This is a genomic window from Pararhizobium polonicum, assembly GCF_001687365.1.
Classification (GTDB): Bacteria; Pseudomonadota; Alphaproteobacteria; order Rhizobiales; family Rhizobiaceae; genus Pararhizobium; species Pararhizobium polonicum.
Genome location: NZ_CM004502.1, coordinates 46,110 through 60,016 on the forward strand (window position 1 = coordinate 46,110; position 13,907 = coordinate 60,016).

The 13,907-nt window shown below is 62.5% G+C and carries 14 protein-coding genes; 10 read left to right on the plus strand and 4 right to left on the minus strand.

The features are described from left to right. Nucleotides 1–93: 93 nt before the first annotated feature. The 7 genes from ADU59_RS00210 to ADU59_RS30815 all read left to right on the plus strand — a co-directional run bounded on the left by ADU59_RS00210 (nucleotide 94) and on the right by ADU59_RS30815 (nucleotide 9,083). Nucleotides 94–4,530, plus strand: coding sequence for a bifunctional class I SAM-dependent methyltransferase/DEAD/DEAH box helicase (locus tag ADU59_RS00210; RefSeq protein WP_068950574.1), 4,437 nt, complete (start codon nucleotides 94–96; stop codon nucleotides 4,528–4,530). A gap of 5 nt (nucleotides 4,531–4,535) precedes the next feature. After that, complete coding sequence (locus ADU59_RS00215; protein WP_099050712.1) at nucleotides 4,536–5,573, plus strand: DUF7146 domain-containing protein; 1,038 nt, start codon at nucleotides 4,536–4,538, stop codon at nucleotides 5,571–5,573. A 378-nt stretch (nucleotides 5,574–5,951) separates the two neighbouring features. Then, nucleotides 5,952–6,893: a DUF2493 domain-containing protein gene (locus ADU59_RS00220; protein WP_068950577.1), complete on the plus strand. Its 942-nt coding sequence runs from the start codon at nucleotides 5,952–5,954 to the stop codon at nucleotides 6,891–6,893. A gap of 81 nt (nucleotides 6,894–6,974) precedes the next feature. Beyond that, complete coding sequence (locus tag ADU59_RS00225; protein WP_068950579.1) at nucleotides 6,975–7,241, plus strand: type II toxin-antitoxin system Phd/YefM family antitoxin; 267 nt, start codon at nucleotides 6,975–6,977, stop codon at nucleotides 7,239–7,241. Beyond that, nucleotides 7,238–7,636, plus strand: a complete 399-nt coding sequence (locus tag ADU59_RS29385; protein WP_083198058.1) for a type II toxin-antitoxin system VapC family toxin — start codon at nucleotides 7,238–7,240, stop codon at nucleotides 7,634–7,636. Before ADU59_RS00225 ends, ADU59_RS29385 begins: the two co-directional genes overlap by 4 nt. Nucleotides 7,637–8,251: 615 nt before the next feature. Then, a complete protein-coding gene (locus ADU59_RS00235) occupies nucleotides 8,252–8,575 on the plus strand; it encodes a DUF736 domain-containing protein (RefSeq protein ID WP_007823652.1) in 324 nt (107 codons plus the stop codon). 340 nt (nucleotides 8,576–8,915) lie between these two features. Next, entirely contained in the window at nucleotides 8,916–9,083 is a 168-nt protein-coding gene (locus ADU59_RS30815; protein ID WP_162843338.1) for a hypothetical protein, read from the plus strand. Between the two features lie 98 nt (nucleotides 9,084–9,181). Here the strand turns inward: ADU59_RS30815 and ADU59_RS00240 are convergent, their stop codons facing one another. After that, nucleotides 9,182–9,442: a WGR domain-containing protein gene (locus tag ADU59_RS00240; RefSeq protein ID WP_068950799.1), complete on the minus strand. Its 261-nt coding sequence runs from the start codon at nucleotides 9,440–9,442 to the stop codon at nucleotides 9,182–9,184. 508 nt (nucleotides 9,443–9,950) lie between these two features. Here ADU59_RS00240 and ADU59_RS00245 point away from each other — a divergent pair. From ADU59_RS00245 to ADU59_RS00255, 3 genes are all read left to right on the plus strand, one after another. Continuing rightward, the gene (locus tag ADU59_RS00245) at nucleotides 9,951–10,397 is read left to right on the plus strand and encodes a hypothetical protein (protein ID WP_068950583.1); all 447 of its coding nucleotides are present in this window, start codon (nucleotides 9,951–9,953) and stop codon (nucleotides 10,395–10,397) included. A gap of 221 nt (nucleotides 10,398–10,618) precedes the next feature. Beyond that, nucleotides 10,619–11,014, plus strand: coding sequence for a hypothetical protein (locus ADU59_RS29900; protein ID WP_099050713.1), 396 nt, complete (start codon nucleotides 10,619–10,621; stop codon nucleotides 11,012–11,014). 97 nt (nucleotides 11,015–11,111) lie between these two features. Next, nucleotides 11,112–11,357: a hypothetical protein gene (locus tag ADU59_RS00255; protein ID WP_068950585.1), complete on the plus strand. Its 246-nt coding sequence runs from the start codon at nucleotides 11,112–11,114 to the stop codon at nucleotides 11,355–11,357. 11 nt (nucleotides 11,358–11,368) lie between these two features. Here ADU59_RS00255 and traG read toward each other — a convergent pair whose 3' ends face one another. From traG to ADU59_RS00270, 3 genes are read right to left on the minus strand one after another with little or no spacing between them, the layout of a single operon-like run. Continuing rightward, nucleotides 11,369–13,282, minus strand: a complete 1,914-nt coding sequence (gene traG / locus ADU59_RS00260) for a Ti-type conjugative transfer system protein TraG (protein WP_068950587.1) — start codon at nucleotides 13,280–13,282, stop codon at nucleotides 11,369–11,371. Then, on the minus strand, nucleotides 13,279–13,512 hold the full coding sequence (locus ADU59_RS00265; protein WP_068950589.1) for a conjugal transfer protein TraD: 234 nt from the start codon (nucleotides 13,510–13,512) through the stop codon (nucleotides 13,279–13,281). Before ADU59_RS00265 ends, traG begins: the two co-directional genes overlap by 4 nt. Next, on the minus strand, nucleotides 13,502–13,789 hold the full coding sequence (locus ADU59_RS00270) for a TraC family protein (protein WP_068950591.1): 288 nt from the start codon (nucleotides 13,787–13,789) through the stop codon (nucleotides 13,502–13,504). The genes ADU59_RS00265 and ADU59_RS00270 overlap by 11 nt, the downstream gene beginning before the upstream one ends. Between the last annotated feature and the right edge of the window lie 118 nt (nucleotides 13,790–13,907).

Consider the following 13,907-nt stretch of genomic DNA (forward strand, 5'->3'; position numbering starts at 1 on the left):
CAGAGGGAGAGAGGGGCCGGAAAAGGGCGGTCTGCCGAGGCTTGGAGAGCGTCCGGGCGGGCCTGTCCTTTCCCGCTCTCGACAGGGTTTCCCATGAATATCGTTCCTTCCCGCGCCATAAGCGCGACCACCGCCTCGCTCGCTCCCGCTGACAGCACCAGCCGAGCAGGCAAACTGCTGCGCGCCGGCCACGCGCTCTTGCCGTCTCTCGAACGTGGCCGGCCCATCGGCGCAGCCGATCTCCGCATCATGCTGACGGACATTTTCGGCGGCTCGGACGCCGAAGGATTCTGGTCATGGAAAGACGCCTACGAGGCGACGGAAGTGGCGCAGGTCCTGTTTCTGCGCAAGTTCGGCGCGGCGGTCACCGCCCGCTCAAAGGCGCCGCAGGCGACGCTGGCGATGCTGACCAAGGTCGCGGGCTTGATCCCCACCCACACGCGGCGCTCCGAGGAAAGCCAGCAACTCCAGCAATTTTCGACACCGATGCCACTGGCCTATGTCGTTGCCCGGGCCGCCGGCATCATGGCGGACGATACCGTGCTCGAACCCTCCGCCGGGACCGGGCTGATGGCGATCTTTGCCGAACTCGCGCACGCGCGCCTTTCTCTCAACGAATACGCGCCGGTCCGCCAAGGCATTCTGCAGCAGCTCTTCTCCGGATCGACGGTGTCGCAGCACGACGCGGCCCATATCGATGACTATCTCGATCGTTCGATCCGCCCGACCGTCGTCTTGATGAACCCGCCGTTTTCCGCCGGCGTTCATGTCGAAGGCCGTATGACTGAGGCCGCATGGCGTCATCTCGCCTCTGCCTTCGCGCGGCTCGCCCCTGGCGGCCGGCTGGTGGCGATCACCGGCTCAAGTCTCTCTCCCGACAATCTCAAATGGCACGACGCCTTCGTCCGCCTGCAGGACCGTGGCACGGTTCTGTTCAGCGCGGCCATCGATGGCTCTGCCTATGCCCGGCACGGCACGACGACGGAAACGCGGCTGACCGTGATCGACAAGATTGCCGCCGCCGATCCGACACGCCTCATCGCCTCGCACGGTGTCGCTGCCGACCTGGAAACATTGCTTTCCTGGATTTCGGGCCTTCCGCCCCGCTCTCCCTCGACGACGTCAAACTCCATCGGCGCTCTTTCCAACGGCATCCTGCGCGCCTGCGCGGCGAAGACGGCCGCCCGCAAGGCCGCCGACACCCTGCGCCCTGCGGCCGTAGCCGCGCCAGTAGAGCGCCCTTTGTCCGCTGCTTGCGCGCCGCGTCTCCTATCCTCACCGCCCGAACGCGTCGATGATGACGTGGTCGAACTCTCCTACGAACTGCGCGATGTGGCAGCGATGACCCGCGGCGATGTCGCCGACGGCATCTACGAGCCTTATCGGCTGCAGGCGATCCACATTCCGGAGGCAAAACCGCATCCGGACAAGCTGGTCGAATCCGTCGCCATGGCATCGGTCGCGCCGCCCAGACCGAGCTATCGGCCGCATCTGCCGAAGCGTAGCGTCACCAATGGCGACCTCTCCGACGCCCAGCTTGAAAGTGTGATCTATGCCGGCGAGGCCCATACCGGCTATCTCGCCGGTCACTGGTCCGTCGACGCCAGCTTCGACAACCTGAAAGCCGCAAAGCCCGAGACGGAGGGCGCTGTCCGCTTTCGCCGCGGCTGGTTTTTGGGTGATGGCACCGGCGCCGGCAAAGGCCGCCAGGCCGCCGGTATCATCCTCGATAACTGGCTCAAGGGCCGTCGCCGGCATCTGTGGATCTCGAAATCCGAGACCCTGATCGAGGATGCCCAGCGAGACTGGGCAGCACTCGGCCAGGAAAAGCTGCTCGTTACGCCGCTCTCACGCTTCCGCCAGGGCAAACCGATCAAGCTCGATGAGGGCATCGTCTTCGTCACTTTCGCCACTCTGCGCACCGACGAACGTGAGGGCAAGCGCTCGCGTGTCCAGCAGATCGTGGATTGGCTGGGAGGTGATTTCGATGGGGCGATTATCTTTGATGAGGGGCATTCGATGGCCAACGCCGCCGGCGGCAAGTCCGAGCGCGGCGAAAAAGCCGCCTCGCAGCAGGGCCGCGCCGGTCTTCGCCTGCAGCGCGCTCTACCGGATGCCCGCGTCGTCTACGTCTCGGCAACCGGCGCGTCGGAGGTGGAGTCGCTGGCTTATGCCGAACGCCTCGGCCTTTGGGGTGGCGCGGATTTCCCGTTCTCGACGCGATCGGAGTTCATCGCGGCAATCGAGGACGGCGGGGTGGCGACGATGGAGGTGCTCGCCCGCGACCTCAAGGCGATGGGGCTCTACGCCTCCCGGTCCCTGTCCTTCGAGGGTGTGGAATACTACATCCTCGAACACGAACTGACCGAGGAACAGGTTCGCATCTATGATTCCTACGCCGAGGCGTTCCAGGTCATTCACAACAATCTCGACGCGGCACTCGAAGCCTCCGGAATCGTCAGCAACAGCACCACGCGCAACAAAAATGCCAAAGCTGCCGCCCGATCCGCCTTCGAAAGTTCGAAGCAGCGCTTCTTCAACCACCTGTTGACCTCGATGAAGACGCCGGCGCTGATCGACGCGACGAGCAAGGACGTGGCGAACGGACATGCTGCGATCATCCAGATCATCTCCACCGGCCATTCGCTCACGGAGCGCCGGCTCGCGGAAATCCCGACCGAGGAGTGGGGCGATATCCAGGTCGACGTCACGCCGCGCGAGATCGTTGCCGAATATCTCAACCATTCCTTCCCGACCCAACTCTTCGAGGAATATTCCGACGCCGAAGGCAATCTCCTGTCCCGGCCGGTTTACGACGCCGACGGCAACGCCGTTCTGTGCCGGGAAGCTGTCGTTCGCCGTGACGCGTTGCTCGAACGGCTGGGCAGCCTGCCGGCGATCCCGACCGCCCTCGACCAGATCGTCCAGCGCTTCGGCAGTACCCGAGTCGCTGAGATCACCGGCCGCACCCGCCGGATCATCCGCCGCGATGACGGCGGCACGATCGACCGCTTCGCCGTCGAAAGCCGTCCGGGCAGCGCCAATCTCGACGAGACCCGCGCCTTCATGGACGACGAGAAGCCGATCCTGATCTTCTCGGAAGCCGGCGGCACAGGACGGTCCTACCATGCCGATCTTGGCGCGAAGAACCAGCGCCTGCGCATGCACAATCTCCTCGAAGCCGGATGGCGAGCCGACGTGGCGATCCAGGGTCTCGGGCGCAGCCATCGCACCAACCAGGCGCAGCCTCCGCGCTTCCGCATGATCGCCACCAACGTTAAGGCCGAACGGCGCTTCCTGTCGACCATCGCGCGGCGTCTCGACACGCTCGGCGCTATCACCCGCGGGCAGCGGCAGACAGGCGGGCAGGGGATGTTCCGCTCGGAGGATAATCTCGAATCCCAATATGCCCGCGATGCGCTCCGCCAGTTCTACAAGCTGATACACGGCGGCGGGGTCGCAGGATGCTCGCTGGAAAAATTCGAGACGATCACTGGTCTGTCGCTTACCGCGGAAGAAGGCGGTCTCAAGGACGAACTGCCGCCGATCCATACCTTCCTTAACCGGATGCTGGCGCTCACCATCGCGATGCAGAACCTGTTGTTCGACGCCTTCGAGCAGTTGCTGGCTGCCCGGATCGAGGGCGCGATCGCAGCGGGAATCTACGACAAGGGACTGGAGACACTGACCGCGGACCGGATGACGGTGACGGCCAGACAACTGGTGTACACCCATCCCATCACCGGGGCGCAGTCGCATCTGCTGACTATCGAACGCATGGATCGCAACACACCGATGCCGCTTGTCGACGCCTTGGGACTCGCCGTGCGCGATCCCCGTGCCATGTTGATGCTCAACGGCAAGTCGGGCCGTCCGGCCGTGCAGATCCCGACACGGTCGGTCATGCTTGATGACGGCTCCGTCCAGCCGCGCGTGGCGCTCATCCGGCCGATGGACGAAATCCGCTTCGAGGTGCGCCAGCTCGACGAAACGAACTGGGAGGAAGCGGACGAGCAGAGCTTTTCCGCCGCCTGGAACGCGGAAGTCGCCGATCTTCCGGAGTTCTCCATATCGACCATGCATATCGTCTCCGGCCTCCTGTTGCCCATCTGGAAACTGCTGCCGCAGGATTATTGCCGGGTCTATCGCCTCGAGACCGACGAGGGCGAACGCATCGTCGGCCGCTTGGTATCGTCGGAGGGGCTCTCCCGGCTTTGCCGGAATTTCGGGCTCGACCAAACGGAAGTCATCACCGCCGCCCAGGTCTGGCAATCGCTGCTCGGCGGCTCCGCGGTCGTTGCCCTTGCCGGCAACATGACGTTGCGACGGGTGCGCGTGATGAACGACTACCGCATCGAGCTCACCGGGTTCACCGATGGGATGCGCGACAGGCTGAGATCCCTCGGCCTGTTCTCGGAAATGATCGCGTGGAAAGTCCGGTTCTTCATCCCGGCCTCGGATGACGGACAGGCGGTGTTGTCGCGCCTCCTCGAACGGCATCGCATCGTCGATGTCGCTGGCCGGAGTTGACCGCGATGTTGTCCGCTTCACAACTGGCGGATCGTCTTGCGCACGATGCCGAGGCGGTCTGCCGTCACTACCTCTCCGCTGGCCATAGGGCCGGCAATTACTGGGTCGTCGGCGACGTCGCCAACAGCAAGGGCAGGTCGCTCTATGTGCATCTCTCCGGCCATCGCCGGGGCAGATGGACAGATGCAGCAACCTCTGAATATGGCGACTTGCTCGATCTCGTGCGGGAAACCTGCGGACTTGTCGACTTCCGCGACGTCGCCGAAGAGGCGAGGCGTTTCCTGAACGAACCCCATTCCGACCCGGTGTCGTCCCGCAGGGACAATACCCTCGGCAGCCAGCCGGTCGATAGACCGGCCGGGGAACGCGCAAGACGCCTATTCCGCATGACGCAGCCACTCTCCGGCACGCTGGCCGACAGCTATCTGCGCCAGCGTGGCATCCTGCGCGCCTCGTTGCATGCTGCGCTCCGTTTCCATCCGTCCTGCTACTATCGCGATCTCGCCAGCGGTAGGACAAGCAGTTATCCGGCGCTGATCGCAGCCGTGACCGATCAAGCCGGCGCGACCACCGGCGTGCATCGCACCTGGCTCGACCCGGATGGCGACGGCAAGGCGAGGGTCGATGATCCCCGCCGTGCGCTTGGTGGGCTGCTCGGCAACGCCGTGCGGTTCCGCTTTCCTGTCCATGGCCCTATTCCTGTCATGGTGGCGGGTGAGGGGCTCGAGAGCATGTTGTCGCTCTCGCATGTGATGCCGGGCATGCCGACAGTCTCGGCGCTGACGGCCAATCACCTCGCCGCCTTTCGGCCGCCAACCGGGTGCCTGCGCCTCTACGTCGCCGCCGACGCGGATGCCGCGGGCCGGCACGGCATCGAGGGATTGAGCCGCCGGGCGCAGGCGCTCGGCATCCTGCCGCTCGTGCTCACCCCGGAACTCGGCGACTTCAACGAGGATCTGCGCCGGCTTGGACCAGACCGGCTCATCGCAAATCTTCGGGCACAGCTAGCACCGGAAGACGCGTCGGCCCTTTTTCCCGCGTGAGGCGGCCGCGGAGTGGAAGGCAGGTGAGGGCGCGGCGTGGCTGGCAGGGCCGGTCCCTGCCAGTCTCCCTCCTGGTGAGGCGCGCCTGCGGGCCTGTCGAGAGGCGACCCTTACCAGGCGGCTGTCTGGCCTTCAGCGGGTCGGTCAGGTTTCTTCCCCGCACCGGCTTTTATTCCGCATCGGCCGCTCCGAAAACCGGTTCCCACTTTTCGGGCCGATACGGCAGCCGGCGCTCCTCGCGGGCCAAGAAACCCTCCCTCAACCGCCCGGCGCTGCGCTGGGCCGCTTTGCTGCGCTCGCGGTTCCGGCCCGCCAGCCGCCTGGACAGGGATCGCCGTCAGGCCGCGAGAGGCGCGGCCCAAACCGACGGAGACTATCATGAACCTGACCCTTCCCACCGATGACGCCTTCGAGCCGCACCACGCGTCTTCCCCGACTGACCGCTTCATCTACGAGATGCAAGTCTTTGGCTACCGCCCCTTCCAGGACGAGCCGGACCCACGGCCGCTACCCGAGGAGCCGGTCGTCCAGTCGGCGCTGACCGCGATGTTCTCCGCGATGTTCGAGATGCTCGGTGACACGCGGCTGGAGCCCGATCTCGAAGACCTGCTCTGGTCGACAGTCAATCTCTTCCATCGCGCCGGCGAACGCATCCAGCGCGAGCTTCAGCGCAACGAGGATGCGCAGCGCACCGGCCAGCGCGAGCAGGACGGATCGGAGGTGAAAAGCGTCGAACTTGAGCGCCATGTCGCCGAAGGCATCACGCTCCTCGAACGGCGCAACGCCTTCGAATTCATGCGCGACTATGCCGCCGACCTCTTCGAGGCGCAGACCGGATCGGCATGGCGGCCACGCACCGGCTCAAAGGTCAGCCACGCCAATATGACGGCCGCGATGATCGACTCCAGAGACTTCCTCTCTGCCCGCCGGCGCGCCGAGACCGAGGTGCTAATCCCGGCTGGCACGAAGATCGCCTTCGGCGGCGGCATGGACTACAACGATCACGACCGGATCTGGGCCGCGCTCGACAAGGCCCATGCCAAGCACTCGGACATGATCCTGCTGCACGGCGGCTCGCCGAAAGGCGCCGAACGCATCGCCGCCTGCTGGGCCGAGGCCCGGAAGGTCACCCAGATCGCCTTCAAACCCGACTGGAACAAGCACGCCAAGGCCGCCCCATTCCGGCGCAACGACGAGATGTTGGCGGTCATGCCATCAGGCGTCATCGTCTTCCCCGGTTCGGGCATCACCGATAACCTTCGCGACAAAGCCCGCCGGTTCGGCATCAATGTCTGGGAGCTCAAAGGAGATGGCGCGTAAGCGCCATTCTCACCTCGCCGAGGAAACCCTTGCATTTTGGAGGAATTGTGTACACATTTCCCACTCAAACGGAGCCCCGCCATGCCTCAGACCCGGCCACAGACGTCTTCTCCCCGCCGTGTCGGCGTGCGGGAGTTTCGCGGCAACCTTACGTCTTTCCTCAAACAGGTCGAGGATGGCCAGCGGTTTGTTCTCACCTCCCATCATAAGGTCGTCGCGGAAATCGGGCCGCCATCAAAGGACACTGTCGTTCGCAAGCCCGGCGCGTTGCGCGGGAAGATCAAAGTTGCCGAAGACTTCGACAGCCTGCCGGCAGACGTCCTCACCTCCATGGAAGACGAGGCGTGAGGTTACTCCTCGATACGCATGCCTTGTTGTGGTGGTTGAACGACGACGTAAAGCTCGGGAACCATGCGCGTGGTCTCATCGGCGATCCTGAGAACGACGTCCTCGTCAGTGCTGTCTCCCTTTGGGAAATCACCGTGAAGCTCCGGATTGGCAAACTTGATGCCAATATAGAAGAGATCCTTGCGATCTTGCCAGATCAGGGATTCGATCGGCTGGATATCACGGATGCGCATCTTATCGCTCTTGCTGCTCTTCCGCTTCATCACCGTGATCCGTTCGATCATCTCCTCATGGCGCAGGCCGTGGCGGAGGGAGCGTATTTCGTTTCGCAGGATCGGAATGTCGGGCTCTACGGCATTCCGTTCGTGACTTGTTCGGATCCTGTCGCCTTGTGAACCTCGCGGGTTTGTTTCTGCGGACGAAGCCGACTCCGATCGCTCAGATGCGACGCTGCCGATCGCGGTGTGTCTAGCGGATACCAGCGTTGGGACGGCAGGGCGCTGGCAGGCGAGTTGGTGAAAGCCCGTTTCCGATGTCCCACGCGAACCGCTTCACCCGATATTCCCGAACGGTCCGCAGGCGGCGATGCGGTCGCGGTACCGACCTCGCGGACACGCAAAAGTGTGATGTCGGCGGGAGGAGTGCCTATCGCGCGCAGCAACTGCGACCAGGCGAGGGCCGGACGTTGACCCGGATGGCGGCGAAGCGCTGAGCGGGCGCGAGGCCGATATCCCGCAGCGCTGGACCGGGCAGCCATGGGTTTGTCGCGCCCTTCAGTTGCCCCGAACCATTCCCGTTTTATGTCGCTCGTATAGACGACCGCCTGCTTTTGCGGCCAACCCCTAAAGGGGTAAGACTCGGGCAAAAATTATGCGAAATTCTATTTCAGTTGTTTGCTCCTGGCGGAAAATAGAATTTCGCATAATTTTTGCCCGAGCTGACCGCAGCAGGTCGGCCGTCTCTTCGTGCGCCATCGGGAATGGTCCCGAGCAACCGAAGGAGCAAGTACCATGGCCACCACGATCGCAACCCTGACGCAGAAGACCGACGGCATCCTCGAAGGCGTCTTCGCCACCATCCGGGTCAACGCCCCGATCGCCATCATCCCGAACGCCAACAAGGCGAGCGAGGAAGCCCCCGACTACCGTGTCATCCACCGCAAGACCGGCTTCGAGATCGGCGCGGGCTGGAACCGCATCGCCCGCCAGACCGGCGAGGAATACCTCTCGGTGAAGCTGGAGGCTCCCGAGATCGGTGTGATCTTCGGCAACCTCGCCCAGGCACCCGGCGGCGACCCGAGCAAGAAGGTGATCCTCTGGAACAATCCGAACTGAACGGCGAGCGCCGGCCCCGAGCGATCGGGGCCGGCTTCGGCGAGTGAGGCAAGCCGGCTTGGACGATTGTGGGAATGATCGCGGGCATCGAGCCCGCGATCATTCCACTTGGTGCCAAACGAGACCAAACCCTGTCTGCTCAGAACGCCAAGTCTGCCGTGAGCGTCGCGCCGCCTCAAGGACATCGCGGCCCCCTCCAATTTTCAGCCGACGCCCTGAAGGGCGCCGTCAGAAAATCGGTTCCTCCGCTCGCCGCCTCCGGCGGTCGCTACGCGATCCTTGACCCGGCCCGATCCTCACGACCCCGGGCGTCATCTTTCACACTATCAAGGAGATGACGATGACGTACGAACTCGAAATGCAAGTCGAGGAGCTGCGCGCTGAACTGGGCCACTGCGACCCCGCCGAGCGCCACCAGATCGCCGCGGAGCTGGAACGAGCGCGCGCCACACTGATGGCGGCAGTCGCGTCACAGGAGGGCGCGACCGACGCCGAGCCTCCCCACTGAGGGAGGCTCTTGCCTTACCATCCGGGTCCGCCACGCCGGATCGACCGGCGCGCCAGCCCGCTGCGCCCCCACGTCATCGCCTCCTTCTATCAACAACTTTACAACATCTTGCCAATCGGCCTTGTCCGGTATCCGCGCGCACGCTTCGCACGCAGTAGGTCGAGAAAGAAGGAGACGGCTTCTTCCGCCCCGTCGAAATGATGAACCATCGATTGGCCGCCGGAGCCAATCCGGCCCCACCGCCGCGTCAGGCAAGGCGTGCCGAACAGCGTCGGCTCGATCGACAGCGCATAGAACCGCGCCATGTTCCTGTCCACGTCGGTGCGCTCGATATAGAGGTGATAGGGTTGAGCCAACATGGCGGAAGAATCGCCGGTCGCAACTGCGACGTCCAACGAGACTTATGAATCGGTCGGGACGCATCGATTCATTTCCGTGATGATCGTCGGAGCCGGCGAGCCGGGAATCTGGGCGAGCCGGCCGATGGCCGACCGGGCTCTACTCGCGCCGTTCCGTCGCTCACCGGGCCGGCTTGCGCCGTCTCGGCCTTCGGTGACGATCCCATCTCGCGGGATGAGACGACCGGATAGACCGGTCGCCTCACCGCAAGGGGATGCCCCTCGCGCACCCCTCCGGCTGAACGCCGGATGCGGACCGCGCCCCAGGGGCGCGGGGCTCTTTTTCTGACTTCCCATTTTACGCCCGCCCATCCGGCCTCAAGGACGGCGCGGATGCTGCGATTTTCTGCCGCCGCCCTGAGCAGCACCAGCAAATCGAATCATCCGCTTGCAAGCCGCGTTCCGCGGTCCTCGACCCCGCCTGGGCAACGACGTCGACACCTTTCGTCAGAAACGAAAGGAGACAATTATGACTGAATTCAATCCTGTCGAACTCATCAGCAAGGTCGAGCGCATGCGCGGTAAAGTTCTAGCCAGCCATTGCGCATGCAAGATAGCGTTCGCTCGCGATCTGCATGGCAAGCTTCTCGAAAAGCTCGATGCAATGGTTGCCGCCCTCCATTCAGAGATCGACACCGAGTGTGAGCTCGCCGCACACAAAGGAACGCCGGACGGTGAGGCATGGTATGAACTCTACTACATCTGCACGAGCTTCGAACGTCGTTGGATCGAGAGTGGGCCGATTTCGCTGCTGGATTCGATCTTGGAATTCGTCATCGCGGAAGGCGAGGGAGAGGGATGCCTTGCCGGCCTCGACTACACCGAGGTACCGGCACGTGAACTTGAAGGGCTTTCCGAGATCATGGATGAGATCGCGCGAGGAACCGGCGTCAGGTTCATCGCGGCACGCGTCTGAAGAAGAAAGGAGGCGCTCGCGCCTCCTTTCAGTCTGCCACCGGACACGGCTTTCGAACGCGTCGTCGCCGTGATCGATCCAACGCCGCGCTGATACGGATCGCGTTTCGCGATCCGGACTTGCTCCGATCTCTCTCGCGGAATAGACTCACTAAAATCCGATAGTTTGATCCGGCGGGCCAATCGAATGGGCGCATCCAGATCGGCAAGGGAGATCGTGCGATGATCGAAAATCACACTGCCGTTAGCGCCAGCCCACAGCCCGAAACGCAGAACCCGCTTTCTCGTATGTTGCGCTTCCTCATCCGAATGACCAGCGCGCTCGTCATCGGGATTGCGCTTGGTATTTTTCACTGCGCCTGGCATCTCGCGTTCTTCCTGCTTTGCATGTTCCGCCCGGTCGTCAATGTGCTTGTGCTTGGCGGGGTCATCATGCTGCCGGTCTCGTTCGCCGCCTTCGTAAAGCCCGAAACCGCCAACGGGATGCCGTTCTGGGCGATTCTCCTGATGGCGGTCGGCTTTATCAGCTTTGCGATGGGCTATTCGAAGTTCGTCGAATGGTTCGCGCCGCCGGGCGAGGCCGATCCGTTTGAACGTTATCGGCGCCGCGACTGGTGATAAGCTTCAGGCCCGGTGGTGAACCCCTCGCTTTAGCGGTTTATGGAGGGTAGGATCTTGCAATCTGGTGTAACTGCCGTTCGACGAGGGAAGCAGAATGTCGACTATAGAAGAGGCGCAGATTTCGACGACGACCATTCAAGACCAAGTTGGGATCGCGCTGGAAGCGTTACAGCGAGGTTTCGAAGGACGGATTATCAACGGCTATGGTGTCTACGCCGACCCGTCGAGCCGGCATCGAGATTTGCTTGAGGCGCGCAAGGCCATTGAAGTCGCACTTTCTGCAATGACGTCGACGCGGTGGCCAACCGAAGCGCAATACGAAAAGGCCGAGCAAGCCTGACATTCCGAAACTCAGGGCTTGACGAAACGGTTGACCTTGGCCTCCGCATTCATGTCCTTCCGTCTGAAGTAGATCGCCCTGCCGCTCCGGATCGGGCTATGTCCCTGCACGACGATGATCTGCTCATCCTTCCTCATCGACTGCGTGATCTCGTGGGGCATGATTAGCGGCCGGCGTTGAAAATTGACGCTCTCCGATTTACGCGATGCGCTGTTCTTCGTGTCCCAGCCGATGTTGCGGGAACTGCCCTTCACCTCGACGGTCATCTCCCCGCATTGCGCCGAGACGTTGCGCGCCGTTTCCAAGGCTTTGATCGCCGCGTAGCTCGCGAACGCGCAGCCGTCGATCCAGGAGACCGCGCCGTCTTTTCCAAAATGCCGCTCAAGCTGACCGACGGACTGGTAGAGGAGCATCATGCTGATGCCGTACTTGCGACCGCGGTCGCGCGCCTCTTCGAGCACACGCATGTAGCCGAGCAAATCGACCTCGTCCAACATGAATAGCGCCCGGCGGTGGAACGCGCCGTCCGCCTCGATCATCGCGTTGATGAGAGACCCGACGATGACACGTCCAATCCCGGGATAGGAACGCAGGATTGACGCGGGGATATTGAGGAACACGTCTTTCTTGCCGCCGGTGAGATCGCTGGGCTTGAACGTGTTGCCGCATACGAGGGCCGCATAATTGTCGAGCGATAGCCATTGCGTATCCTTCGACGCGGTCGAATAGACGCCAGAGAACGTCTGCTCGGTCATGTTGACGAAAACGCCCAGCGTTTCGCTGATGAACTTCGATGCCGAATGTTGCTGAACGTCACGGAGCATTGCGAGCACGGACGTCTCCGGCTCGGAGACGATCTGCCGGAGACTGCGCAGGTTTCGCCGCCCTGCATATTCGGGCGACAACATCACATGCGCCAGCAGGCCGGTCAGCAGGTTATGCGCCTGCGATTGGAAATATGAGCCGGTCGACGATTCGAAGCGCACGCTTTCGGACAAAAGCATGTGGGCGATACCGACGATGTCCTGTTCCTTCTGCTTCGACGTCTCGATGCCATCAAGCACGTTGAAGCCCATAATCGGGTTTGTCGGGTCGAGCACCATCACCTGACGTCCAAGTCTCTCCCGCCGATGCTCGACGACCATCGGCGCGACCTCCGTGGACGGGTCGAGGCAGATCAGCGGTCCGGAATATCGAAGCGCCGTCGGGATCACGTTGCTGGTGGTTTTGTACCCACCCGACCCCGCGAAAAACAGCATATGGGTGGAATCGAAGTCTTGCTTGTATGTGAGCAGCGGTGCTTTTCCGCCCTGTCCCCAAGTCGCCGGATCGTTCGGATCGAACGGCAGTTCATGGACGATTTCCTTGTCGACACGATACCGCTCGCCCACGACAATCTCGCCGTCGTCGGGAAAGAGCCGGCCCGCCGCAGACATGGACAGCCAGTCCGCATCTCCGAAGGTGCCGCGCTTGGCGCGCTTCACCGGTTCGGACACGACCGTAGAGATGCGTGCGGACACGGCAGTTGCCATGAAGCCGACGACGGCGCCGACGACAGCCACCATGTCGATAAACGACAGTGCCTGGTTCCAAGTGACTCCGCCGCTCTGAACGGATGGCGAAAGCCGGCCGAATTCACGCAGCGCATAAAAGCCGGCGACGGATAGGAAGCAGATGAGGGTGGCCATCGCGATCGGTCTTCGCCGATGCAACGGCAAAGACCAGACGGTCAAAAGCCCCGCCAGCGGTCCGAACAAAAGAACCGGCACGGGAGAGGCTCGAAGGAACCAGTATTGTGTTTTTCCGGTCATGCCCGCGGCAAGTTCTGGCCAGCGCCAGCCGACGACATAGGCTGCAAACGCCGTCACTGTGATCGGCACGAAAGTAAGCAACAAGCTGGGATGCGGCTTTGCCCTGATCGTCATTCTGCCGCCTCGACCATGAGTGGCATACCACCATCCAGCATCGGGGTCTTGAAAGCCTTCTCACCGATGCCCCGAAGCCGCCGATGTTCGAATGAGCTTGGCGCGATCCTCGCAAGCTCCAGCAATCCCCCGAGCAGGAAAGCGCGGTCCGCCGTCGACAGTCCTGCCCGCACGACGATGCCGCCGAGCAGGAACTTTTCGCGCGCTTGCCTTTTCCGGTCAGCTGTCATGAGGAACCTCCGTCGTCGCTCCAGTCCCGCCACCTGGCTGTCCACTCGGTGGAGAAGATGCGCGAGCAGCCCCTTTCTTCTCTGCTTTGCGAAATCGGGCCGCGATCTCTTCGAAGATGTGATCGACCTCCTCGTCGGAGATCTCCATTTCAGCCAGCCCCGACTTCGTTGCCGCACGGGCAAATCGATCAGCGGATTTGACTATTAAAGTTTTTCTGCGCTCCCGTAGTTTTTCGATTTGTGCATCAATATCGAGAATTGACGGTTTGGCGGCCATTATCCGATCCTTTCCAATTGCAACAAACTTTCCGCTTTCCGATTTAACTGACTAGAAAATAGTAGTCAAATAAGCTACCTTGCACAAGTCCCCAAAACGTCGATGCCGGAAATCCGGC